The sequence below is a fragment of the Bacillus sp. FSL K6-1366 genome (assembly GCF_037976695.1).
Lineage (GTDB): Bacteria > Bacillota > Bacilli > Bacillales > Bacillaceae > Bacillus > Bacillus subtilis.
Genome location: NZ_CP150268.1, coordinates 957,698 through 980,002, shown reverse-complemented (window position 1 = coordinate 980,002; position 22,305 = coordinate 957,698). Strand labels below are relative to the sequence as shown.

22 protein-coding genes are annotated in these 22,305 nt (G+C 44.5%); 18 read left to right on the top strand and 4 right to left on the bottom strand.

Annotated elements, in window-relative coordinates; translation table 11 throughout:
- Positions 1-19: 19 nt before the first annotated feature.
- The 10 genes from tcyL (at position 20) to MHI44_RS05230 (ending at position 9,297) form a co-directional block, all read left to right on the top strand.
- Entirely contained in the window at positions 20-739 is a 720-nt protein-coding gene (gene tcyL, locus MHI44_RS05275; RefSeq protein WP_004399112.1) for a sulfur-containing amino acid ABC transporter permease TcyL, read from the top strand.
- Between the two features lie 29 nt (positions 740-768).
- The gene (tcyM, locus tag MHI44_RS05270; RefSeq protein ID WP_326353513.1) at positions 769-1,476 is read left to right on the top strand and encodes a sulfur-containing amino acid ABC transporter permease TcyM; all 708 of its coding nucleotides are present in this window, start codon (positions 769-771) and stop codon (positions 1,474-1,476) included.
- On the top strand, positions 1,473-2,252 hold the full coding sequence (tcyN, locus tag MHI44_RS05265) for a sulfur-containing amino-acid ABC transporter ATP-binding protein TcyN (protein ID WP_181217337.1): 780 nt from the start codon (positions 1,473-1,475) through the stop codon (positions 2,250-2,252). Before tcyM ends, tcyN begins: the two co-directional genes overlap by 4 nt.
- Complete coding sequence (locus MHI44_RS05260; RefSeq protein ID WP_339203044.1) at positions 2,249-3,253, top strand: LLM class flavin-dependent oxidoreductase; 1,005 nt, start codon at positions 2,249-2,251, stop codon at positions 3,251-3,253. The genes tcyN and MHI44_RS05260 overlap by 4 nt, the downstream gene beginning before the upstream one ends.
- Positions 3,254-3,267: 14 nt before the next feature.
- Positions 3,268-3,549, top strand: a complete 282-nt coding sequence (locus tag MHI44_RS05255) for a glutaredoxin family protein (RefSeq protein WP_019712897.1) — start codon at positions 3,268-3,270, stop codon at positions 3,547-3,549.
- On the top strand, positions 3,546-4,874 hold the full coding sequence (locus MHI44_RS05250) for an LLM class flavin-dependent oxidoreductase (RefSeq protein ID WP_339203042.1): 1,329 nt from the start codon (positions 3,546-3,548) through the stop codon (positions 4,872-4,874). The genes MHI44_RS05255 and MHI44_RS05250 overlap by 4 nt, the downstream gene beginning before the upstream one ends.
- A 46-nt stretch (positions 4,875-4,920) precedes the next feature.
- Positions 4,921-5,613, top strand: a complete 693-nt coding sequence (gene ribR / locus MHI44_RS05245) for an RNA-binding riboflavin kinase RibR (protein ID WP_003229393.1) — start codon at positions 4,921-4,923, stop codon at positions 5,611-5,613.
- Positions 5,614-5,630: 17 nt separating this feature from the next.
- Entirely contained in the window at positions 5,631-6,881 is a 1,251-nt protein-coding gene (gene sndA / locus MHI44_RS05240; RefSeq protein ID WP_033884132.1) for an S-alkyl-N-acetyl-metabolite deacetylase SndA, read from the top strand.
- An 18-nt stretch (positions 6,882-6,899) separates the two neighbouring features.
- Positions 6,900-7,802: a sulfite exporter TauE/SafE family protein gene (locus MHI44_RS05235; RefSeq protein ID WP_339203040.1), complete on the top strand. Its 903-nt coding sequence runs from the start codon at positions 6,900-6,902 to the stop codon at positions 7,800-7,802.
- Positions 7,803-7,977: 175 nt separating this feature from the next.
- The gene (locus tag MHI44_RS05230) at positions 7,978-9,297 is read left to right on the top strand and encodes a CBS domain-containing protein (protein ID WP_004398641.1); all 1,320 of its coding nucleotides are present in this window, start codon (positions 7,978-7,980) and stop codon (positions 9,295-9,297) included.
- A gap of 18 nt (positions 9,298-9,315) precedes the next feature.
- On the opposite strand, the gene MHI44_RS05225 is transcribed toward MHI44_RS05230, so the two are convergent.
- The gene (locus tag MHI44_RS05225) at positions 9,316-9,618 is read right to left on the bottom strand and encodes a YtpI family protein (protein ID WP_003229401.1); all 303 of its coding nucleotides are present in this window, start codon (positions 9,616-9,618) and stop codon (positions 9,316-9,318) included.
- Positions 9,619-9,748: 130 nt separating this feature from the next.
- Here MHI44_RS05225 and nrnA point away from each other — a divergent pair, with 130 nt between their 5' ends.
- Entirely contained in the window at positions 9,749-10,690 is a 942-nt protein-coding gene (nrnA, locus tag MHI44_RS05220) for a bifunctional oligoribonuclease/PAP phosphatase NrnA (RefSeq protein WP_004398971.1), read from the top strand.
- Between the two features lie 17 nt (positions 10,691-10,707).
- Here nrnA and MHI44_RS05215 read toward each other — a convergent pair whose 3' ends face one another.
- The 3 genes from MHI44_RS05215 to ytrH all read right to left on the bottom strand — a co-directional run bounded on the left by MHI44_RS05215 (position 10,708) and on the right by ytrH (position 11,842).
- Positions 10,708-10,899 carry a hypothetical protein gene (locus tag MHI44_RS05215; protein WP_003229407.1) on the bottom strand — a complete coding sequence of 64 codons (192 nt, stop codon included), beginning with the start codon at positions 10,897-10,899 and terminating at the stop codon, positions 10,708-10,710.
- A gap of 101 nt (positions 10,900-11,000) precedes the next feature.
- Complete coding sequence (gene ytrI / locus MHI44_RS05210; RefSeq protein WP_003229408.1) at positions 11,001-11,504, bottom strand: sporulation membrane protein YtrI; 504 nt, start codon at positions 11,502-11,504, stop codon at positions 11,001-11,003.
- Complete coding sequence (gene ytrH / locus MHI44_RS05205) at positions 11,501-11,842, bottom strand: sporulation membrane protein YtrH (protein WP_003229410.1); 342 nt, start codon at positions 11,840-11,842, stop codon at positions 11,501-11,503. Before ytrH ends, ytrI begins: the two co-directional genes overlap by 4 nt.
- Positions 11,843-11,981: 139 nt before the next feature.
- Between ytrH and dnaE the strand changes: the two genes are divergently transcribed.
- From dnaE to MHI44_RS05170, 7 genes are all read left to right on the top strand, one after another.
- Positions 11,982-15,329, top strand: coding sequence for a DNA polymerase III subunit alpha (gene dnaE, locus MHI44_RS05200; protein WP_339203036.1), 3,348 nt, complete (start codon positions 11,982-11,984; stop codon positions 15,327-15,329).
- A 136-nt stretch (positions 15,330-15,465) separates the two neighbouring features.
- On the top strand, positions 15,466-16,698 hold the full coding sequence (gene maeB, locus MHI44_RS05195) for an NADP-dependent malic enzyme (protein ID WP_014664951.1): 1,233 nt from the start codon (positions 15,466-15,468) through the stop codon (positions 16,696-16,698).
- A gap of 334 nt (positions 16,699-17,032) precedes the next feature.
- Positions 17,033-17,905: an acetyl-CoA carboxylase, carboxyltransferase subunit beta gene (gene accD, locus MHI44_RS05190; protein WP_003223544.1), complete on the top strand. Its 873-nt coding sequence runs from the start codon at positions 17,033-17,035 to the stop codon at positions 17,903-17,905.
- Positions 17,890-18,867 carry an acetyl-CoA carboxylase carboxyl transferase subunit alpha gene (gene accA / locus MHI44_RS05185; protein ID WP_003229417.1) on the top strand — a complete coding sequence of 326 codons (978 nt, stop codon included), beginning with the start codon at positions 17,890-17,892 and terminating at the stop codon, positions 18,865-18,867. Before accD ends, accA begins: the two co-directional genes overlap by 16 nt.
- 183 nt (positions 18,868-19,050) lie before the next feature.
- Positions 19,051-20,010, top strand: coding sequence for a 6-phosphofructokinase (gene pfkA / locus MHI44_RS05180; RefSeq protein ID WP_003237788.1), 960 nt, complete (start codon positions 19,051-19,053; stop codon positions 20,008-20,010).
- Between the two features lie 42 nt (positions 20,011-20,052).
- Positions 20,053-21,810 (top strand): pyruvate kinase, encoded by a 1,758-nt coding sequence (gene pyk, locus MHI44_RS05175; RefSeq protein WP_024573339.1) that lies wholly within the window; start codon positions 20,053-20,055, stop codon positions 21,808-21,810.
- Positions 21,811-21,902: 92 nt separating this feature from the next.
- Positions 21,903-22,286, top strand: coding sequence for an FxsA family protein (locus MHI44_RS05170; RefSeq protein WP_015251477.1), 384 nt, complete (start codon positions 21,903-21,905; stop codon positions 22,284-22,286).
- Positions 22,287-22,305 lie beyond the last annotated feature (19 nt).

Genomic DNA, 22,305 nt, shown 5'->3' with positions numbered 1-22,305 from the left:
AAAAAGAGAGGGAGCAGTGATGGAAAAAGCGTTTGATATGAACATGATTGGAGATTTTGTGCCGACGTTAACCGCTTATTTACCGGTTACATTATACATTTTAACACTGTCCTTGCTTTTCGGTTTTGTATTAGGACTCTTTCTGGCACTGCCCCGCATCTACAATATTCCAATTGTAAATCAATTGGCAAAAGTGTATATCTCGTTTTTCAGGGGAACGCCTATCATGGTGCAGCTTTTCATCGTGTTTTACGGAATCCCGGCGCTTACGGGGCTTATCGGGATTGATACATCAAAAATGGACCCGTTTTATGCTGCTGTCGCAACCTACGCGTTAAGCAATGCAGCCGCGGCCGCAGAAATCATTCGAGCGGGGGTGGGCAGTGTAGATAAAGGCCAAACGGAAGCGGCGTACAGTATTGGCTTAAGCGGTAGTCAGGCCTTCAGGCGAATCGTTCTGCCCCAGGCACTTGTCCAGGCGTTTCCGAATATGGGAAACATGGTGATCAGTTCTTTAAAAGATACGTCTCTAGCCTTTTCAATAGGTGTTATGGATATGTCCGGAAGGGGCCAAACACTGATTACCTCAAGCAACCATTCTCTTGAAGTTTACATTGCGCTATCGATTGTTTATTATGCTGTAGCGGTTTTATTCGAATGGTTCTTTCGAGTGGCAGAAAAACGAATCAAGAAGAATCAAACAAGGATTGTTACTGTTTTTGACATGAACATACATTGATATATTTCTTCGGATGAGGGGGGAGAAGATTGCAATTTGACTTTCCATTTATCGTTTCCGCCATGAAAGAAATGGTAAAGACCATTCCTCTGACATTGATGATGGCTGTTTTGCCGATTGTGTTTGGATTTCTCGTGGCTCTTGGAAATATAATTGTTAGAATTTTTAGAATTAAGGGCTTGGTGGCTTGCTCAAGGTTTTATGTGTCTTTCTTTCGAAGTACACCTGCAATCCTTCACATTATGTTGATTTATTTAGGGATACCGCCTGTTGCAGATCAAGTCAGCAGTTTTTTTCATCTCGGCTGGTCCGCCAATGAGATGCCGGTCTCCATGTTTGTCATCATGGCCTTGTCTTTAACTGCCGGAGCTTATCTCACAGAAATCATCCGGTCGGGCATTCTGGCGATGGATACCGGACAGGTCGAAGCGGCTTATTCAATCGGCTTGACACACAGCCAAACCTTTCGGCGTGTAATATTGCCGCAGGCGCTGATGGTTTCCATCCCAAACTTCACAAATTTGGGTATCGGCTTTTTGCATACCACCTCTATCGCGGCTATAGTGGCTGTCCCAGAGATTACAGGGACGGCGACTATCGTTGCTTCTGATAATTATGCATTTTTAGAAGCGTTTATCGGAGCAGCGATTATCTATTGGGTGCTGACTCTAATCCTAGAATCCGTAAATGGAGTATTAGAGAGAAAGGCAGCCAGATTTCAAGGAGGCACTTTATGATTGAGATTAAAAATATCCATAAACAGTTTGGCATCCACCATGTATTAAAAGGGATAAATCTCACGGTACGCAAGGGAGAAGTTGTGACGATTATCGGGCCGAGCGGATCAGGGAAAACCACCTTTTTACGGTGCCTGAATTTATTAGAACATCCAGACGAAGGGATCATTTCTATACATGACAAAGTGATTAATTGCCGCTTTCCGTCCAAAAAAGAGGTTCACTGGCTCAGAAAACAGACGGCAATGGTATTTCAGCAATACCACCTGTTTGCTCACAAAACGGTGATTGAAAATGTCATGGAGGGCTTGACGATTGCCCGGAAAATGAGAAAACAAGACGCGTATGCCGTAGCGGAAAATGAACTGAGAAAGGTCGGGCTTCAAGATAAATTGAACGCTTATCCGAGTCAGTTATCGGGAGGACAAAAGCAGAGGGTAGGGATAGCAAGGGCGCTTGCCATTCATCCTGATGTGCTGCTGTTCGATGAGCCGACGGCAGCGCTTGATCCGGAGCTGGTCGGTGAAGTGCTTGAGGTAATGCTGGAAATCGTGAAAACCGGAGCCACCATGATTGTTGTTACACATGAAATGGAGTTTGCAAGAAGGGTCTCTGATCAAGTTGTTTTTATGGATGAAGGAGTCATTGTTGAACAAGGAACCCCGGAGGAAGTCTTCCGCCATACCAAAAAAGACAGAACGAGGCAGTTTCTCCGCCGTGTTTCGCCGGAATATTTATTTGAACCAAAAGAACACATAAAGGAGCCGGTGATATGATCCGCTTAAGTATTTTAGACCAAAGCTTGATTGGTGAAGGGGAGACAGCAGCTGATACATTACAGCATACAGTGAAATTGGCACAAATGGCTGAAGAATGTGGATATCACCGATTTTGGGTGGCCGAACATCACAACAATGATGAGATTGCTGGGTCTGCACCCGAGGTTCTTTTAGGCTATCTTGCTGCAAGCACAAGAAAAATTCGTTTAGCATCAGGCGGAGTGATGCTGCAGCATTACAGCTCTTATAAAGTAGCGGAGCAATTCCATCTTCTATCAGCGTTAGCTCCCGGCCGTATAGATCTTGGAGTGGGCAAAGCGCCCGGCGGGTTTCAGCTGTCCACAGACGCGCTGCAGGCCGAATATAAAAAAACGGTGCGTCAGTTTGATGAAAAACTGGAGGAGCTTACTCATTTCGTTCGGGATGATTTTCCTGATACCCATCGCTATGCCGCATTGCGTCCTAGGCCGCAGGTTGATCGGAAGCCGGGTATTTTTCTATTGGGAGGAAGCACAGAGAGTGCCATTTCGGCTGCAAAACTGGGAATCTCTTTTGTCTTTGCTTACTTTATTAACGGTGAAGAGGAAGTGCTGAAGGAAGCCCGCCGAGCATTTGACGCGCATCTCCCGCCAGGATCTAAGGCTGAATTTCATCTTGCCCCCGCTGTTTTTGCGGCACATACAAAAGAAGAAGCGGAAAAACATATTGTGTCGCGTGAATCGATAAAAGTGGTTTTGAAAGACGGGCGTAAGGTCAACGTCGGTTCCCGCGAACAGGCTGAGGCCTATCTGGAAAACGTCACAGAGCCCTATGACATCATCGTGCAAAAAACCGGGATTATTGCCGGAACAAAGGAAGAAGTGGCAGAAGAATTAACACGTTTATCAGGCACATACAAAATCAATGATTTTGTTATTTTTACGCCGATCAAAAATGCTGAAGAAAAACAGCTGTCTTATCAGCTGCTGAGCGATGCAGTTTTAGCTGCAAAACGTTAAGGAGGGACAGAAGAATGAGTGATGTTTTGAACATTGTGGTTTGGAGTAAAAAAGGCTGTTCGTATTGTGAGGAAGTCAAGAATTATTTGAATGAAAAAGGGTTCCCGTTCCAAAATATCGATGTTTCAGAGAAAGAGGAACTTCGAGATATTTTACAGGCGAAATATGGGGTACGCCATGTGCCTGTGGTCGAAATCGGGCGCGGCAATCACTATCAAGGGATAACTGAAATCGGCATTGAACACCTTGATCTTGCACTTGCGAATCATGCACAGATAAAGGAGGCAAAAAGATGACACGTTCAGATTTTATTCAGTTTGGAGCCATGATTCACGGTGTCGGGGGAACAACTGACGGCTGGCGTCATCCCGATGTTGATCCCTCGGCCAGCACGAATATTGAATTTTACATGAAAAAGGCGCAAACAGCCGAAAAAGGCTTGTTTAGTTTTATTTTCATTGCAGACGGCTTATTTATTTCTGAAAAATCGATTCCTCATTTTTTAAACCGTTTTGAACCGATCACCATTTTATCTGCGCTGGCATCGGTTACCAAAAATATTGGTTTAGTAGGGACGTTCTCTACATCTTTTACTGAGCCATTCACTATCTCCAGACAATTGATGTCGCTGGACCATATCAGCGGGGGCAGGGCTGGCTGGAATCTTGTTACTTCTCCACAGGAAGGAGCGGCGCGCAACCATAGTAAGTCTAATTTGCCAGAACACACTGAACGTTACGAGATCGCACAAGAGCATTTGGATGTTGTGCGCGGGCTGTGGAATTCCTGGGAGCATGACGCATTTATACACAATAAGAAAACAGGGCAGTTTTTCGATCCGGCGAAGCTTCATCGCCTGAATCATAAAGGAAAGTATTTTCAAGTAGAGGGGCCCTTGAATATCGGGCGCTCTAAGCAGGGAGAGCCTGTAGTGTTTCAAGCGGGTTCATCAGAAACAGGCCGGCAGTTTGCTGCTAAAAATGCGGATGCGATTTTTACCCATTCCAATTCATTAGAAGAGACAAAAGCGTTTTATGCGGATGTGAAAAGGCGAGCTGCTGATGAAGGGCGTGATCCTTCAAGTGTGCGGATTTTTCCAGGGATCAGCCCGATTGTGGCAGATACGGAAGAAGAGGCGGAAAAGAAGTATCGTGAATTTGCAGAATTGATACCGATTGAAAATGCTGTTACTTATTTGGCCCGTTTTTTTGATGATTATGATCTGAGTGTTTACCCGTTGGATGAGCCATTTCCCGATATTGGCGATGTGGGAAAGAATGCGTTTCAAAGCACAACAGACCGGATTAAGAGAGAAGCAAAAGCCAGAAATCTGACATTGCGGGAGGTAGCACAGGAAATGGCTTTTCCACGGACTCTATTCATCGGAACACCAGAGCGTGTCGCATCCTTAATTGAAACTTGGTTCAACGCTGAGGCGGCGGATGGGTTTATCGTTGGGTCGGATATACCGGGAACACTTGATGCTTTTGTAGAAAAGGTGATTCCGTTTCTTCAAGAAAGAGGGCTTTATCGTCAAGATTATCGCGGCGGGACATTGCGGGAAAATCTCGGTCTTGGCATTCCGCAGCATCAATCCGTTTTACATTCATCACATCATTAGGTTTCGTCTGATCGAATGCGGAAGCTGAGAGAGGAGGCTGACTTTTTTGACGATCATTGCCGGTACGGTTGTGAAAGGAAAACAATTAGGCAGAAAGCTTGGATTCCCCACGGCAAATGTAGATGCAAAAATACATGGGCTGCGTAATGGAGTTTATGGGGTTCTGGCGACAGTCAATCATCAATTTCATTTAGGGGTTATGAATATCGGTGTGAAACCGACGGTGGGCTCTAACCTTGAAAAGACATTGGAGATTTTTTTGTTTGACTTTCATAGAGACATTTATGGAGAAAAAATCGAATGCAGCATTCTCTTTAAAATTAGAGAAGAAAGAAGGTTTGATTCTTTGGAGTCTTTAACAAAGCAAATTAAAAAGGATATTTCGTGCGTTGCAAAACGCTTTGAGCTGATTGGGATTATGGCACCAAACAAAAAAGAAAGCCTTCTTTCCCATCAGGAGTTAAATCTTCCGGATCTCTGCTTTTACAAGAAATGTAACAACCTATATGGCGTCAACCGAGGCGTATACAATGTCATTGATAACTGGTTTTTTGAGTACGGAATTACACAAGTAGCTTACAGGCGCATTTATATTTTATCTTTTTTAAGCTTTTTGAAAGAGGATAATCCGAAAGTTTCCAGCAAGTATATAAGATTTGGGGCGGGTGGTCTTGCTGATAAATTGAACCGATTTATTTCATCTTATGTTGAAGAGTCTGAAGAAAATATATTGGGATAGGGAAAGGAGCGGAACATATGTCTTTGGATTATTGGAGAAATATAGAAGGCTCCTATCCATATCAGACTACAGGAAATGACATCCTGAAGTTGAAAGGGGAGTATAATCCCGTAAATCTCTCAACGCTAGAAAAGCAGCTCATCGGCATTCGCCGGCACCTGCACCAATATCCTGAACTGTCAAAAGAAGAATTTGAAACAACTGCTTTTATAAAAAAATGCCTTAAAGAAAAGGGGATACAGATTCGCCCTACTGCTCTAAAAACGGGTGTGTTCGCAGACATAGCAGGGGAGTCAGAAGGTCCGGCGATTGCTTTGAGGGCTGATATTGACGCCTTGCCAATTGAAGAAAAAACAGGATTGCCTTATGCGTCTAAACATAAAGGGATCATGCATGCGTGCGGTCATGATTTTCATACGGCAGCGCTTCTTGGTGCGGCCTTTTTATTGAAGGAAAATCAAGACAGTCTGAAAGGAAAGGTTCGTTTATTATTTCAGCCGGCAGAGGAAGCGGGTGCAGGCGCTGCAAAAGTGATAGAGGACGGCCAACTGGATGGCATTGATGCGGTTATTGGACTTCACAATAAACCGGATATCGCGGTTGGGACTGTAGGGTTAAAAACAGGCCCGCTTATGGCTGCTGTTGACCGATTTAAAGTAGAGATAGAAGGGAAAGGAGCTCATGCAGCATTGCCGCATAATGGTTTTGATCCAATTGTCGGCGCCTCTCAGCTTATCGTCGCCCTGCAAACGATTGTAAGCAGAAATGTAAACCCGCTGCAAAGCGCGATTTTAACCGTAGGGAAAATCAACGGCGGCAGCACTTGGAATGTCATTCCGGATACAGTTGTCATTGAGGGCACTGTTCGTACATTTGATTCAGAGGTTCGTAATCAAGTGAAACAGCGTTTTTTGGCAGTCACAGAACAGATTTCTGCCGCTTTCTCGTTAAAGGCAAATGTGAAGTGGCATTCCGGACCGCCGCCGCTTTGTAATGATGAGGCAATAACGGGGCTGGTGCGAGACGCTGCGCATAAAGCGAAACTTCAAGTCATTGATCCCGACCCATCAACCGCGGGGGAAGATTTTGCTTATTATCTTGAGCATATTCCGGGATCCTTTGCGTTTTTTGGAACAGACGGTGATCATGATTGGCACCACCCTGCATTTACAATTGATGAAACTGCCATTATCAAAGCCTCTTATTTTTTATATGAAAGCGCCAAGAGATTGTTAGATTTGAATGAAGAGTCAAAAATATCTGATTGATATAGATGGGGTGTTCTGATGAAGAAATTAATCGTTTTTGCATTTATTGGTTTATTGTCGCAGTTAATAGACGGTTCGTTAGGTATGGCTTATGGGGTTACCTCAACTTCTTTGTTATTGGCGTTTGGCATCACACCTGCTGTGGCTTCGGCTTCTGTCCATTTAGCGGAAGTCGTAACGACTGCCGCATCGGGAGTGTCGCATATTAAATTTGGCAATGTTGACAAACAAACCGTTTATCAGCTTGTCATTCCCGGCTCTATAGGCGCTTTTTTAGGCGCGGCATTCCTTAGCCAATTACCTGGAGATGTGGCGAAACCCTATATTTCTTTGTTTTTGCTCCTTCTGGGCGGATATGTATTGATCAGGTTTTTATTTCAATATAAGCCGGCTCTTGAGAAGAAGCATGTGCCGTTAAACCGAAAACAATCCATCCCATTGGGCGTGATCGCTGGTTTTGCAGATGCCACAGGCGGAGGCGGCTGGGGACCGGTGACCACTCCGATTTTATTATCCCGCAAAGGCTTGAGCCCGAGGAAAGTTGTCGGGACTGTAGACACAAGTGAATTTGCCATCGCGGTATCTGCAACTGCCGGTTTTCTTATTTCATTAGGATGGGAGGACGTCAATTGGTTATGGGTGTTTTCACTAATGGCCGGCGGAATTATCGCTGCCCCTATCGCAGCATGGCTGGTGCAGAAGTTTCATCCGCAATTGATGGGTGTGCTTGTAGGAGGATTTATTATTCTGGTAAATGCCAGAACATTAATAAATGAATGGATCGCAAACAAAGCTGTTTATCCATTGATCTATACGGCCATAGGGGCGATATGGCTATTTGCAGTTTTATTTGTTTTATCTAAAATAGGGAATCGAAATATTGTTAAGACAGCAATTGATGTCCATTTAAAAGAAAAATAAAGGTTTTTCCGCTTTACGATGTAAAAGGAGCCACGGGGTCCTTGCGCTTGACTGGAACGAAATCAACGCTGTAAGAAGCCGGTCGGGCTTCTTTTTTATTTTCCAGCCTCATTGCGTATAAATCCTTTGAAACCTTATAATAAAAACAAGAAGACTGTCCTTAGAGGTGAAAGGCTTGGCAACGAAGCATGAACAAATTTTAACGTATATCGATTCACTGCCTGTCGGTGAAAAAATTTCTGTCCGAAGAATTGCAAAGGAAATGAAAGTAAGCGAAGGAACCGCGTACAGAGCGATCAAGGAAGCAGAGAATAAAGGGTTTGTCAGCACAATTGAACGTGTGGGCACAATCAGAATTGAACAAAAGAAAAAAGAGAACATTGAAAAGCTTACCTATGCAGAGGTTGTAAATGTTATAGACGGACAAGTGCTCGGAGGCAGGGCAGGGCTCCATAAGACATTGAATAAATTCGTCATCGGCGCGATGGAGCTTGACGCGATGATGCGTTACACCGCAGCGGGGAATCTTTTGATTGTCGGAAACAGAATCAATGCACACAGGCAGGCGCTTGAAGCGGGGGCGGCCGTATTGGTGACCGGGGGCTTTAACACGGATGACAGCATTGTGCAGCTGGCAGATGAGCTTGAACTGCCGATTTTATCCACGAGCTATGACACCTTTACAGTTGCCGCGATGATTAACCGGGCAATATATGACCAGCTGATCAAAAAAGAAATTGTTTTGGTGGAGGACATCCTAACACCTGCTGACCGCACGGTATATCTTTCGCCTAAGGATAAACTTGAAAAATGGTATGAGAAAAATTTTGAAACGGGGCACGGCCGCTTCCCGGTTGTCGACGATCAAATGAAAATCCATGGCATTCTGACATCAAAAGATATTGCTGGCCATGACCGAAATGCATCTATAGAAAAAGTCATGACCAAAAATCCCGTCACGGTTATTGGGAAAACATCTGTCGCTTCAGCTGCGCAAATGATGGTATGGGAAGGGATCGAAGTGCTTCCCGTCACTGACGGCCACCAAAAACTCATCGGCATGATCAGCCGCCAAGACGTATTGAAAGCTCTTCAAATGATTCAAAAGCAGCCGCAGGTCGGGGAGAAGCTTGATGATATCGTTTCAAGGGGGTTTAAAGATGAGGGTGATGATAAAGAAGATCAAACGGTTTACGAGTATGAAGTCACGCCGCAAATGACAAATCAGCTTGGAACCATTTCTTATGGCGTATTTACGACCATTTTGACGCAAGCGGCAAACCGATTTTTGCGCTCGAAAAAGCGCGGCGAACTCGTCATAGAGAGCATCACCATCTTCTTTTTGAAGCCTGTGCAGATGGAATCAGTCATCGAAGTCAAACCTCGCATCTTGGAGGCCGGCAGAAAGTTCGGGAAAATGGAAGTGGAAGTGCACAGCCAAGGTCATATCGTGTCTAAAGCGATGCTGATGGTTCAGCTGATGGAAAGAAGCTAAGGGACGTTCAGGCGCCCCTTACGCGTGATCTCTTTCAGCTTCTTTGGCGTGAAGGGGATTGTAATGCCTGAAGGCTTTATAACCTGCCCAAGCGCTTCCTGCTCCTATGACGATAAAGATACCGCCGATTACTAACGTTAATACTGAATGGAATAATATCATTTGGTTGAGCCCGTAGAACAGGACTAGTGACCCTAAGGCCATGCTTGATTTTGCTGAACATATTTCTTTTGCCAAAGATGGCTTTGCCCGTACGCCTTTTACTTTATAGTACACATAAAAGCAGGCTGAAAGCCCAATCAAAAAAACAAGAACCAGCATAAATGAAATCCTCCATCGTAAAAGTTTACAAACCCATTTTATACAAAAACGGGCTTGGTTTTGACGTTATTTTTCTTTTCCGTCGGCAGAGAATGTGATTTAATGAATAAAAACAATAAAGGAGTATCAAATGAAAACAGAATTGATCAGAACCATATCATTATATGACACGATTATCTTACATAGACATGTGCGTCCTGATCCGGATGCCTACGGATCACAGTGCGGGCTTACGGAAATCCTGCGTGAAACATATCCTGAAAAAAATATTTTTGCGGTCGGCACGCCTGAACCGTCCCTCTCTTTCTTATATTCCCTTGATGAGGTGGACAATGAAACATATGAAGGCGCACTTGTCATTGTCTGCGATACGGCAAATCAGGAAAGAATCGATGATCAGCGTTATCCTTCAGGCGCCAAACTAATGAAAATCGACCACCATCCGAACGAAGATCCATACGGTGACCTTCTCTGGGTCGATACAAGCGCCAGCTCAGTAAGTGAAATGATTTACGAGCTGTATTTAGAAGGAAAAGAGCACGGCTGGAAGCTGAATACGAAAGCGGCAGAGCTGATCTACGCCGGCATTGTTGGAGATACCGGACGCTTTTTATTTCCGAATACCACTGAAAAAACATTAAAATATGCAGGCGAGCTCATTCAGTATCCATTCTCTTCCTCAGAGTTATTTAATCAATTGTATGAAACAAAACTGAATGTGGTGAAGCTTAACGGCTTTATCTTTCAAAATGTGTCTTTGTCCGAAAACGGGGCGGCTTCTGTTTTCATCAAAAAGGATACGCTTGAAAAATTCGGCACAACGGCTTCTGAAGCGTCGCAGCTTGTCGGGACGCTCGGCAATATCTCAGGTATTCGCGCCTGGGTGTTTTTCGTAGAAGAAGACGATCAAATCAGAGTCAGATTCCGTTCGAAGGGGCCTGTCATTAACGGACTTGCCCGGAAATATAACGGCGGAGGGCATCCGTTAGCTTCAGGCGCCTCTATTTACAGCTGGGATGAAGCTGATCGTATTTTAGCTGATCTGGAAACATTATGTAAAGAACACGAGTAGAGGGGAGACCCTCTCTCTTAGTGTTCATCTGTGACGGGGATGAACCAGCAGCCGAAATCAGTAAGGTCCTCGTAGACTTGGAGATTGTGTGATTGAAGTTCTTTTTTGATGAGGGAAGCGAGTGAGTTTGTTTCGGCATACGCAGAAAAACCTTGTCTGAGACGGGCTGCTTGATCTTTTGCTAACTGACGGTCACTGTAAACCTCCATTTCCCTTCCTCCTTCCTTTCGCCATTAAGCCTCACATATAGTTTATAAAAAAGAATGGGAAAAAGCGACAGAAGTTTGGAGAATTTAAAAAAAATCCATAATTATGTGGCGAAAGATATTTCAAGTTCCACTGTCAGCCTCGTATAAATAATCAATTCTCTGACGGTTGCCTCGTATTTTTTTTCATTGATCATATAGACTTTATTTTCAATTGTCCGCTTCAAGAGATCCTTTGTTTGATAGACGCTCTCTATGTCTTTTGTAATCACCTCTGAAATATCATCCTTTACATGCTCCTCGAATTTCGTTTTATCCGGCTGTGATATTTTATATTTATCCCCATTCAGCAATTTGACGCTGACGCTTTGAATCAGCAGTTTTCTTTTATTATCTTCATTCAGTTTATGGAGGTCTTCCTGATAGATCGAAATTTGATTGTTCAAGTCTTTTACATGCTCTTTTTGCTTTTCGATGAGGCTGACCTGCTCCTCTTGGAATGTTCCGTAAGTAAACAGGAAAAAGAACCAGCTGATTACGGCCCCGCACATCATTCCCGCGAAAAAACGCTGCCATCCCGGTTTTTTGTAATGCTGGGGGACCCTCATGAAGAAAGATGCTCCTGGGTCAGCCATGATATAATAAGCCAGCCGCTTTGCGCGCCTCCCATGGCCGAAATAATTAAAAGAAGCTGTTTAAAGATATCTCTCGTATTGCCTTCGAGTATGCCGCGTTCAAAGCTGTATACCGCATCAAAGGTGCCTCCGATAGCTGCGACAAGCGCCCATATTTTTAACCGGTTGGCAAGCTTTGTAATGGCTGTAAGCGGGGGTTCGCCTGCCAAGTATGCTCCGAGCCCCCCAATGAGTGCGCCCCCGATCAGCACCCCTAACGCAATGAAGTAGCTATTGATAAAATTCACCATAAATCCTGCTTCCTGATCCATCTTTATCACCTCACCTTTTATATCATATTGAGCTTTCAGGACAAGTATGATGATGAGTCAAAAAAGAACATTTGTTTCTTTTGGAAACCGGCCTTATAATGAGGGAAGAAATGAATCGTAATGAGAAAGAGGTGATAGCATGTCTTTTGTTCACCTGCAAGTGCATAGCGGGTATAGCCTGCTAAACAGCGCCGCGGCTGTGGAAGAGCTCGTCAGTGAAGCTGACAGGCTCGGATATGCGTCTTTGGCGCTGACAGATGATCATGTCATGTACGGAGCTATTCAATTTTATAAAGCTTGCAAGGCGAGAGGGATCAACCCAATAATCGGTTTGACGGCTTCTGTTTTTACAGATGACAGCGAGCTTGAAGCATACCCGCTCGTCCTGCTGGCAAAATCAAATACAGGCTATCAAAACCTGCTGAAAATCAGCAGCGTTCTGCAATCTAAATCAAAAGGCGGACTGAAGCCGAAATGGCTTCACAGTTATCGAGAAGGGATTATCGCAATAACGCCCGGCGAAAAAGGATATATTGAAACGCTTCTTGAAGGAGGGCTGTTCGAACAGGCTGCTCAAGCCTCGCTGGAATTTCAGTCTATATTCGGAAAGGGAGCTTTTTATTTCTCCTATCAGCCTTTTAAAGGGAATCAAGTCTTGTCTGCGCAGATTCTAAAGCTATCAGAAGAAACGGGTATCCCTGTTACGGCCACAGGCGATGTGCATTACATAAGGAAGGAAGATAAGGCTGCCTACCGTTGTTTGAAAGCGATTAAAGCGGCGGAAAAACTGACGGATGCACCCGCTGAAGATTTGCCTGATCTAGATTTGAAACCACTCGAAGAAATGCAAAACATTTATCGAGAGCATCCCGAGGCACTGCAAGCTTCTGTAGAGATCGCGGAACAATGCCGGGTTGACGTCAGTCTCGGGCAGACCCGTCTACCGTCTTTTCCGACCCCAGACGGAACGTCCGCTGATGATTATTTAACGGATATCTGTATGGAGGGACTCCGCAGCCGTTTCGGCAAGCCTGATGAACGATACCTTCGCCGTCTTCAATATGAGCTTGATGTCATCAAGCGGATGAAGTTCAGCGATTACTTTCTGATCGTGTGGGATTTTATGAAGCACGCCCATGAAAAAGGGATTGTTACAGGACCGGGAAGGGGTTCTGCGGCAGGTTCTCTTGTGGCATATGTGCTGTATATCACAGATGTTGACCCGATTAAGCATCACCTTCTGTTTGAAAGATTTTTAAATCCCGAACGCGTCAGCATGCCGGATATTGATATTGACTTTCCCGATACTAGAAGGGATGAAGTCATTCAATATGTTCAGCAGAAATACGGTGCAATGCACGTCGCACAGATTATCACCTTTGGAACACTTGCGGCAAAGGCGGCGCTCCGGGACGTCGGCAGAGTATTCGGCGTCAGCCCGAAGGAGGCAGATCAGCTTGCAAAACTCATTCCTTCAAGACCGGGAATGACGCTGGATGAAGCGAGACAGCAGTCACCGCAGCTGGATAAGCGGCTTCGGGAGTCAAGCCTGCTTCAGCAAGTCTATTCAATTGCCCGGAAAATAGAAGGGCTGCCAAGGCATGCATCAACCCACGCAGCGGGCGTTGTCCTGAGTGAAGAACCGTTAACAGATGTTGTTCCGCTTCAAGAAGGGCATGAAGGGATCTATTTAACGCAATACGCGATGGACCATCTTGAAGACTTGGGCCTTTTAAAAATGGATTTCTTAGGTTTGAGGAATCTGACACTTATTGAATCCATCACTTCAATGATTGAAAAAGAAGAAAATATTAAAATAGATCTTTCAAGTATTTCCTACAGCGATGACAAAACGTTCTCCTTGCTGTCAAAAGGGGATACGACAGGCATTTTCCAGCTTGAATCTGCAGGGATGAGAAGCGTCTTGAAACGGCTGAAACCTTCGGGCCTAGAAGATATTGTGGCGGTCAATGCACTGTACCGGCCGGGTCCGATGGAAAATATTCCGTTATTTATCGACCGTAAACACGGCCGGGCGCCTGTTCACTATCCTCATGAAGATTTAAGGAGCATTTTGGAAGATACATATGGCGTCATTGTGTATCAGGAACAAATTATGATGATTGCTTCCCGTATGGCGGGGTTTTCTTTAGGCGAAGCGGACCTATTGAGAAGGGCGGTCAGCAAAAAGAAAAAAGAAATCCTGGACAGAGAGCGAAGCCATTTTGTTGAAGGGTGCTTAAAAAAGGAGTATTCTGTAGACACTGCAAATGAGGTCTACGATTTAATCGTCAAATTCGCAAACTATGGCTTTAACAGAAGCCATGCGGTGGCATACAGCATGATCGGGTGCCAGCTTGCGTATTTGAAAGCTCATTATCCGTTATATTTTATGTGCGGATTGCTGACAAGCGTCATTGGCAATGAGGATAAAATCTCTCAATATCTTTACGAAGCAAAGGGGAGCGGGATTCGTATCCTTCCTCCGTCAGTGAATAAAAGCAGTTTTCCGTTTACAGTTGAAAACGGATCTGTCAGATACAGCCTCCGCGCGATAAAAAGTGTAGGCGTCTCAGCAGTCAAAGATATATATAAAGCAAGAAAAGAGAAACCATTTGAAGATCTTTTCGATTTCTGCTTTCGCGTGCCGTCAAAAAGCGTTAATCGCAAAATGCTTGAAGCACTTATCTTTTCTGGTGCGATGGACGAATTCGGCCAAAACCGGGCCACGCTGCTCGCATCCATTGATGTTGCTTTGGAACATGCTGAGCTATTCGCCGCGGACGATGACCAAATGGGATTGTTTTTAGATGAATCGTTTTCAATTAAGCCGAAGTATGTGGAGACGGAGGAGCTTCCTCTGGTGGATTTACTTGCGTTTGAAAAGGAAACGCTTGGCATTTATTTTTCAAATCATCCCCTCTCCGCCTTCCGAAAACAGCTCACTGCGCAAGGAGCAGTCTCTATTCTGCAGGCTCAGCGGGCAGTCAAAAGGCAGCTTTCACTAGGCGTTCTGCTGTCGAAGATCAAAACGATTCGGACGAAAACAGGTCAAAACATGGCGTTTTTAACGCTCAGTGATGAAACCGGCGAGATAGAAGCCGTAGTCTTCCCTGAACAATTCAGACAGCTTTCTCCCGTTTTAAGAGAAGGCGCTCTTTTGTTCACTGCGGGGAAATGTGAAGTTAGACAAGATAAGATCCAATTCATCATGTCCCGGGCAGAATTATTAGAAGATATGGATGCAGAAAAAGCGCCATCGGTTTATATAAAAATAGAAAGCAGTCAGCACAGCCAGGAGATCCTGGCAAAGATTAAGCGCATTTTGCTGGAGCATAAAGGGGAAACAGGCGTTTATCTCTATTATGAAAGGCAAAAACAGACGATTAAGCTACCTGAGTCGTTCCATATCAATGCAGATCACCAGGTGTTATATCGCTTAAAAGAGCTGTTGGGTCAAAAAAACGTCGTTTTAAAACAGTGGTAACGATTCGCTTTTTGTTATACAATTGGAGCAATTATGTGATCCTGTTTAAATATTCAGATAGATTTACTCCGCAGAATGCAGCAATCAACGCAGCAGTATACGAATCAAAAAATATCCATAAGGAGTGTTTAGGAGAATGTCATTAAGAGAAGAAGCATTACACCTGCATAAAGTCAACCAGGGGAAACTGGAGTCTAAATCAAAAGTAGAGGTCAGAAATGCGAAAGATTTAAGCCTCGCGTATTCTCCGGGTGTTGCAGAACCGTGTAAGGATATTCATGAAGACATTAACAAAGTATATGATTATACAATGAAGGGGAACATGGTAGCAGTTGTAACTGACGGTACAGCTGTGCTTGGCCTTGGAAACATCGGCCCTGAAGCGGCGCTTCCTGTTATGGAAGGGAAAGCAGTTCTTTTCAAAAGCTTTGCGGGCGTAGATGCGTTCCCGATTGCTTTAAACACAAACGATGTTGATAAAATCGTTGAAACTGTAAAATTGCTGGAACCGACATTTGGCGGCGTCAACCTTGAAGATATTGCAGCGCCAAATTGCTTTATCATTGAAGAGCGCCTCAAAAAAGAAACAAACATCCCGGTTTTCCATGATGATCAGCACGGTACTGCCATTGTAACCGTAGCAGGTCTTGTGAACGCGCTGAAACTGTCTGGAAAATCCATGTCATCCATTAAAGTTGTCGCAAACGGCGCGGGTGCGGCTGGCATTGCGATTATCAAGCTTCTTCATCATTATGGCGTTCGCGACATTGTGATGTGCGATTCCAAAGGGGCCATTTATGAAGGGCGCCCGAACGGCATGAACGATGTCAAAAATGAAGTGGCGAAGTTCACGAACCAAGATCGCAAAGACGGTTCTCTGAAAGATGTCATCGTTGATGCTGACGTATTTATCGGTGTCTCTGTAGCAGGCGCGTTAACAAAAGAAATGGTTCAAAGCATGGCAAAAGATCCAATTATCTTTGCAATGGCAAATCCAAATCCGGAAATCATGCCGGAAGATGCGCGTGAAGCCGGAGCAAGCGTTATCGGAACTGGCCGTTCTGACTTCCCGAACCAAGTAAACAATGTTCTTGCATTCCCAGGTATTTTCCGCGGAGCGCTTGATGTGCGTGCCACTCATATTAACGAGGAAATGAAAATCGCAGCGGTTGAAGCCATTGCTTCACTGGTTTCAGAAGATGAGCTTAGCGCAGACTATGTCATCCCTGCACCGTTTGATAAACGTGTTGCGCCTGCTGTTGCGAAGGCTGTGGCAAAAGCTGCGATGGAAACAGGTGTTGCAAGAATCACTGTTGACCCTGAGGAAGTCGCAGAAAAAACAAGAAAACTTACGATTATTGGTGAATAATTTTAATTCATTCCAAAAATGGCAGCGCGTTGGCGGAGACCGACGCGCTGTTCTCAAGTTAAACTGACGGCTGAAATTTTTTTAGGGGGTTAGCCTTAAAAAAATTTCAGCCGGGTTTAACATTATTTTTGAATACGCTGTCAACCTTGTCGTTTCAACACCTTATCTGATTTCATACAAGCCTTTCCGAGCACGTCATCGAATAAAAAGTTGTCGAATTGAGGATGACAGCGTTTGACAAAAAAAGTACAATAGTTTCGGTAAAGTTATTAGCAAGTCTATCTGTTTGATGACATGCGGTGAAGAGAACCCTTCACAAAAGGGAGGTAATCATTTGTTAAAGGATATATTCACGAAAAAGAAAAAGTATGCTTCCGTACCGTCTGATCAAGCGAAGCACGATGTTCCGGAAGGCATTATGACAAAATGTCCTAAGTGTAAAAAAATCATGCTCACTAAAGAGTTGGATAAAAATATGCGGGTATGCATGAACTGCGATTATCATTTCCCAATGAACGCAAAACAGCGTATCGAAAGCTTGATGGATGAACAATCCTTTGAGGAATTTAATCAGGGAATGCTCTCGGAAAATCCGCTTGGTTTCCCGGGATATCTGGAAAAGCTTGAAAAAGATCGCGAGAAAACATCCTTAAACGAGGCTGTTGTGACAGGCAAGGGCACCATCGGCGGACACCCGGCTGTTGTCGCCGTCATGGACTCTTCATTCAGAATGGGCAGCATGGGTTCAGTCGTCGGTGAAAAAATCACGCTTGCGATTGAAAAAGCAAAAGCTGATAAAGTTCCGTTTATTATTTTTACGGCTTCAGGCGGTGCTAGAATGCAGGAAGGCGTATTAAGTTTGATGCAGATGGCAAAGACAAGCTCTGCGTTAAAACTGTTCAGTGAAGAACAGGGTCTTATTATTTCAGTAATGACGCATCCGACTACCGGGGGCGTATCAGCAAGCTTTGCATCCCTTGGCGATTACAATTTCGCTGAGCCTGGCGCGCTGATCGGTTTTGCTGGAAGACGGATTATTGAACAGACAATAGGAGAAAAACTGCCTGAGGACTTCCAAACGGCTGAGTTTTTATTAAAACATGGACAGCTTGATGCGGTTATTCATCGCGACGATATGAAAAAAACGTTAGAAAATCTGCTGGATATGCATCAAACAGGAGGTGACATTGAGTGGCTCCAAGATTAGAATTTGAAAAACCGGTGATTGAACTGCAAACCAAAATCGCCGAACTAAAAAAATTCACCCAAGATTCCGATATGGATCTAAGTGCGGAAATCGAACGGCTCGAAGACCGTCTCGCTAAGCTTCAGGATGATATTTACAAAAATTTGAAGCCGTGGGACCGGGTTCAAATCGCGCGTCTGGCGGACCGTCCGACAACTCTTGATTATATCGAACACCTGTTTACCGACTTTTTTGAATGTCACGGAGACAGAGCGTACGGGGACGATGAAGCCATTGTCGGCGGGATTGCGAAGTTCCACGGCCTCCCTGTAACGGTAATCGGGCATCAGCGCGGCAAAGACACGAAGGAAAACCTAGTCCGCAATTTTGGGATGCCGCATCCAGAAGGCTACAGAAAAGCGCTTCGTCTGATGAAACAGGCTGACAAATTTAACAGACCAATTATCTGTTTTATTGATACGAAGGGGGCATACCCTGGACGAGCAGCTGAAGAAAGAGGACAAAGTGAAGCTATTGCCAAAAACCTGTTTGAGATGGCCGGCCTTCGAGTGCCTGTTATCTGCATCGTCATTGGTGAAGGCGGAAGCGGCGGAGCCCTTGGTCTGGGTGTGGGCAATCACTTGCATATGCTGGAAAACTCTACTTATTCTGTTATTTCTCCGGAAGGTGCCGCGGCACTTTTATGGAAGGACTCCAGTCTTGCTAAAAAAGCAGCAGAAACAATGAAAATCACTGCGCCGGATTTAAAAGAATTAGGTATTATAGATCATATGATTAAAGAAGTAAAAGGCGGAGCGCACCATGATGTGAAGCTGCAGGCAAGCTATATGGACGAAACCCTTAAACAATCGTTAAAAACTTTACTGAAGCTGAGCGAAGAAGAATTAGTTCAGCAGCGCTATGAAAAATATAAAGCAATTGGCAAAGTCTCGGTTGAAGATCAATATATCGGGGTAAACTAAATAAACGTGAAGCCTTTGGCTCACGTTTATTTTTTGTGACATTCCTTAAATTTTATTTAAAAACAATTTATTTAATTGTATAATAGGTAAGGTTTCATAGGGAGGATGGAGATCCCTTTTCATTGTTTTTAGGGCAATGATCATGTTATGTTTAATCATATATGTTGCTGAGGTGAATGGAGAATGAAACGTATAGGGGTATTAACGAGCGGCGGGGATTCCCCGGGAATGAACGCAGCAGTTCGCGCAGTAGTCAGAAAAGCGATCTATCATGACGTTGAAGTTTACGGTATTTACAACGGATACGCGGGATTGATCAGCGGAAAGATTGAAAAGCTTGAACTTGGATCAGTAGGCGATATTATACATCGTGGAGGAACTAAGCTTTATACGGCAAGATGTCCTGAATTCAAAACAGTTGAAGGCCGTGAAAAAGGGATAGAAAACTTGAAGAAGCTTGGTATTGAAGGCCTTGTTGTTATCGGCGGAGACGGTTCCTATATGGGTGCGAAAAAATTAACGGAACACGGGTTTCCATGTGTAGGTGTACCGGGTACAATTGATAATGACATTCCGGGCACTGATTTTACAATCGGTTTCGATACAGCTTTAAATACAGTAATTGACGCAATTGATAAGATTCGCGATACAGCGACTTCTCATGAACGTACATATGTAATCGAAGTAATGGGCCGTCATGCCGGCGATATCGCATTGTGGGCCGGTCTTGCAGGGGGCGCGGAATCGATCTTAATCCCTGAGGCAGACTATGACATGCACGAAATCATTGCCCGCTTAAAACGCGGCCACGAACGCGGCAAGAAGCACAGTATTATTATTGTTGCCGAAGGTGTAGGCAGCGGTGTTGAATTCGGGAAACGCATTGAAGAAGAAACAAATCTTGAAACTAGGGTATCTGTATTGGGCCATATCCAGCGCGGAGGTTCTCCGAGTGCTGCTGACCGTGTGTTAGCAAGCCGTCTCGGCGCATATGCAGTTGAACTGCTGCTTGAAGGAAAAGGCGGACGCTGTGTAGGTATACAAAACAATAAGCTTGTAGACCATGATATTATAGAAATACTTGAGACAAAACACACAGTTGAGCAAAACATGTATCAGCTTTCAAAAGAACTGTCTATCTAATGTACAGCTGAAGGCTGAAGATTTCAGAAGGAAGTGAACCAAATGAGAAAAACTAAAATTGTTTGTACCATCGGTCCGGCAAGTGAAAGTATTGAAATGCTTACGAAATTAATGGAGTCAGGAATGAACGTGGCTCGATTAAACTTTTCTCACGGAGATTTTGAGGAGCACGGTGCAAGAATTAAAAATATCCGCGAAGCAAGCAAAAAACTTGGCAAGAACGTTGGAATTCTGCTTGATACAAAAGGTCCTGAAATCCGCACACATACAATGGAAAATGGCGGTATTGAGCTTGAAACAGGCAAAGAGCTCATTATTTCAATGGACGAGGTTGTAGGAACAACAGATAAAATTTCAGTGACATATGAAGGTTTAGTCCATGACGTTGAACAAGGTTCAACGATTCTGTTAGATGACGGCCTTATCGGTCTTGAGGTACTTGATGTAGATGCCGCTAAACGCGAAATCAAAACAAAAGTATTAAACAACGGAACACTCAAAAATAAAAAAGGTGTTAACGTACCGGGCGTAAGTGTCAATCTTCCGGGTATTACTGAAAAGGATGCGCGAGATATCGTTTTCGGTATTGAGCAAGGAGTAGACTTCATCGCACCATCTTTCATTCGACGTTCTACGGATGTGCTCGAAATCCGTGAGCTTCTTGAAGAGCATAACGCTCAGGATATTCAAATCATCCCTAAAATCGAAAACCAAGAGGGCGTTGACAACATCGATGCGATTCTCGAAGTGTCTGACGGCTTAATGGTTGCACGCGGAGACTTAGGTGTGGAAATTCCAGCTGAAGAAGTGCCGCTTGTGCAAAAAGAACTGATCAAAAAATGCAACGCGCTGGGCAAACCTGTTATTACAGCGACACAAATGCTTGACAGCATGCAGCGCAACCCGCGTCCGACTCGTGCGGAAGCAAGTGACGTTGCAAACGCGATCTTCGACGGAACAGATGCGATCATGCTATCTGGTGAAACTGCTGCCGGAAGCTATCCGGTTGAAGCAGTTCAAACAATGCATAACATCGCGTCCCGTTCTGAAGAAGCTTTAAATTATAAAGAAATTCTCTCAAAACGCAGAGATCAAGTGGGCATGACAATTACAGACGCAATTGGACAATCTGTCGCGCATACGGCGATTAACCTGAATGCTGCTGCGATCGTAACGCCGACAGAAAGCGGCCATACAGCACGTATGATTGCAAAATACCGTCCGCAGGCTCCGATTGTTGCGGTTACTGTAAATGACTCTATTTCCAGAAAGCTTGCCCTCGTATCTGGCGTATTCGCGGAAAGCGGCCAAAATGCGAGCTCAACAGATGAGATGCTTGAGGATGCTGTCCAAAAATCATTGAACAGCGGAATTGTAAAACACGGCGATCTTATCGTTATTACAGCAGGCACTGTCGGTGAGTCCGGCACTACGAATTTAATGAAGGTTCATACTGTCGGCGATATCATCGCTAAAGGCCAAGGCATTGGACGCAAATCAGCTTACGGTCCGGTTGTCGTTGCACAAAATGCAAAAGAAGCTGAGCAAAAAATGACTGACGGTGCGGTACTTGTTACCAAAAGCACTGACCGTGATATGATTACATCCCTTGAAAAAGCGTCTGCTCTTATTACAGAAGAAGGCGGTTTGACTAGCCATGCGGCGGTAGTCGGATTAAGCCTTGGCATCCCGGTTATCGTGGGTCTGGAAAATGCGACATCTATTTTGACAGATGGCCAGGATATTACAGTTGACGCTTCCAGAGGTGCAGTCTATCAAGGCCGTGCGAGCGTTCTTTAATTACAGGTGAAAACGGAAGGGGAATCCCTTCCTTTTCTCTTTATCATGCCTTTTGTTGAACAGAACGTGTTACACGTGTGGGGGGCTTGGATATGAGATTTTTGTTTTTGCTTTTTATTGTGTTTCCGGCAATAGAAATCGGCATATTCCTATTTTTAGGCAAGCTGATTGGCATTTTACCGACAGTTCTATTCATGATTCTGACGGGCATTATCGGCGCAGCAGCTGCAAAAAAACAAGGAACCGAAGTGTATTATAAGGTTCAGCGTGATCTTCAATATGGCAAAATGCCGGGGGAAGCGATTGCTGACGGTCTGTGCATTTTCATTGGCGGTCTATTGCTGATGCTTCCGGGCTTTTTATCAGATTTGGCCGGCGCCTGTCTTCTTATCCCGTTTACCCGCGGCTGGTGTAAGCCGATTCTGTTCAAATGGCTGAGAGGAATGTCGAAGAATAAGCGGATCATCATCAAATAAAAAACGGCAGCCATGAAAA

Coding starts and splice junctions, on each gene's coding strand:
- tcyL (WP_004399112.1), top strand. CDS start 20: ATGGAAAAAGCGTTTGATATGAACATGATTGGAGATTTTGTGCCGACG.
- tcyN (WP_181217337.1), top strand. CDS start 1,473: ATGATTGAGATTAAAAATATCCATAAACAGTTTGGCATCCACCATGTA.
- MHI44_RS05260 (WP_339203044.1), top strand. CDS start 2,249: ATGATCCGCTTAAGTATTTTAGACCAAAGCTTGATTGGTGAAGGGGAG.
- MHI44_RS05255 (WP_019712897.1), top strand. CDS start 3,268: ATGAGTGATGTTTTGAACATTGTGGTTTGGAGTAAAAAAGGCTGTTCG.
- MHI44_RS05250 (WP_339203042.1), top strand. CDS start 3,546: ATGACACGTTCAGATTTTATTCAGTTTGGAGCCATGATTCACGGTGTC.
- sndA (WP_033884132.1), top strand. CDS start 5,631: ATGTCTTTGGATTATTGGAGAAATATAGAAGGCTCCTATCCATATCAG.
- MHI44_RS05235 (WP_339203040.1), top strand. CDS start 6,900: ATGAAGAAATTAATCGTTTTTGCATTTATTGGTTTATTGTCGCAGTTA.
- MHI44_RS05225 (WP_003229401.1), bottom strand. CDS start 9,618: ATGCTGGTTCTTGTTTTTTTGATTGGGCTTTCAGCCTGCTTTTATGTG.
- nrnA (WP_004398971.1), top strand. CDS start 9,749: ATGAAAACAGAATTGATCAGAACCATATCATTATATGACACGATTATC.
- MHI44_RS05215 (WP_003229407.1), bottom strand. CDS start 10,899: ATGGAGGTTTACAGTGACCGTCAGTTAGCAAAAGATCAAGCAGCCCGT.
- ytrI (WP_003229408.1), bottom strand. CDS start 11,504: ATGAGGGTCCCCCAGCATTACAAAAAACCGGGATGGCAGCGTTTTTTC.
- ytrH (WP_003229410.1), bottom strand. CDS start 11,842: ATGGATCAGGAAGCAGGATTTATGGTGAATTTTATCAATAGCTACTTC.
- dnaE (WP_339203036.1), top strand. CDS start 11,982: ATGTCTTTTGTTCACCTGCAAGTGCATAGCGGGTATAGCCTGCTAAAC.
- maeB (WP_014664951.1), top strand. CDS start 15,466: ATGTCATTAAGAGAAGAAGCATTACACCTGCATAAAGTCAACCAGGGG.
- pfkA (WP_003237788.1), top strand. CDS start 19,051: ATGAAACGTATAGGGGTATTAACGAGCGGCGGGGATTCCCCGGGAATG.
- pyk (WP_024573339.1), top strand. CDS start 20,053: ATGAGAAAAACTAAAATTGTTTGTACCATCGGTCCGGCAAGTGAAAGT.
- MHI44_RS05170 (WP_015251477.1), top strand. CDS start 21,903: ATGAGATTTTTGTTTTTGCTTTTTATTGTGTTTCCGGCAATAGAAATC.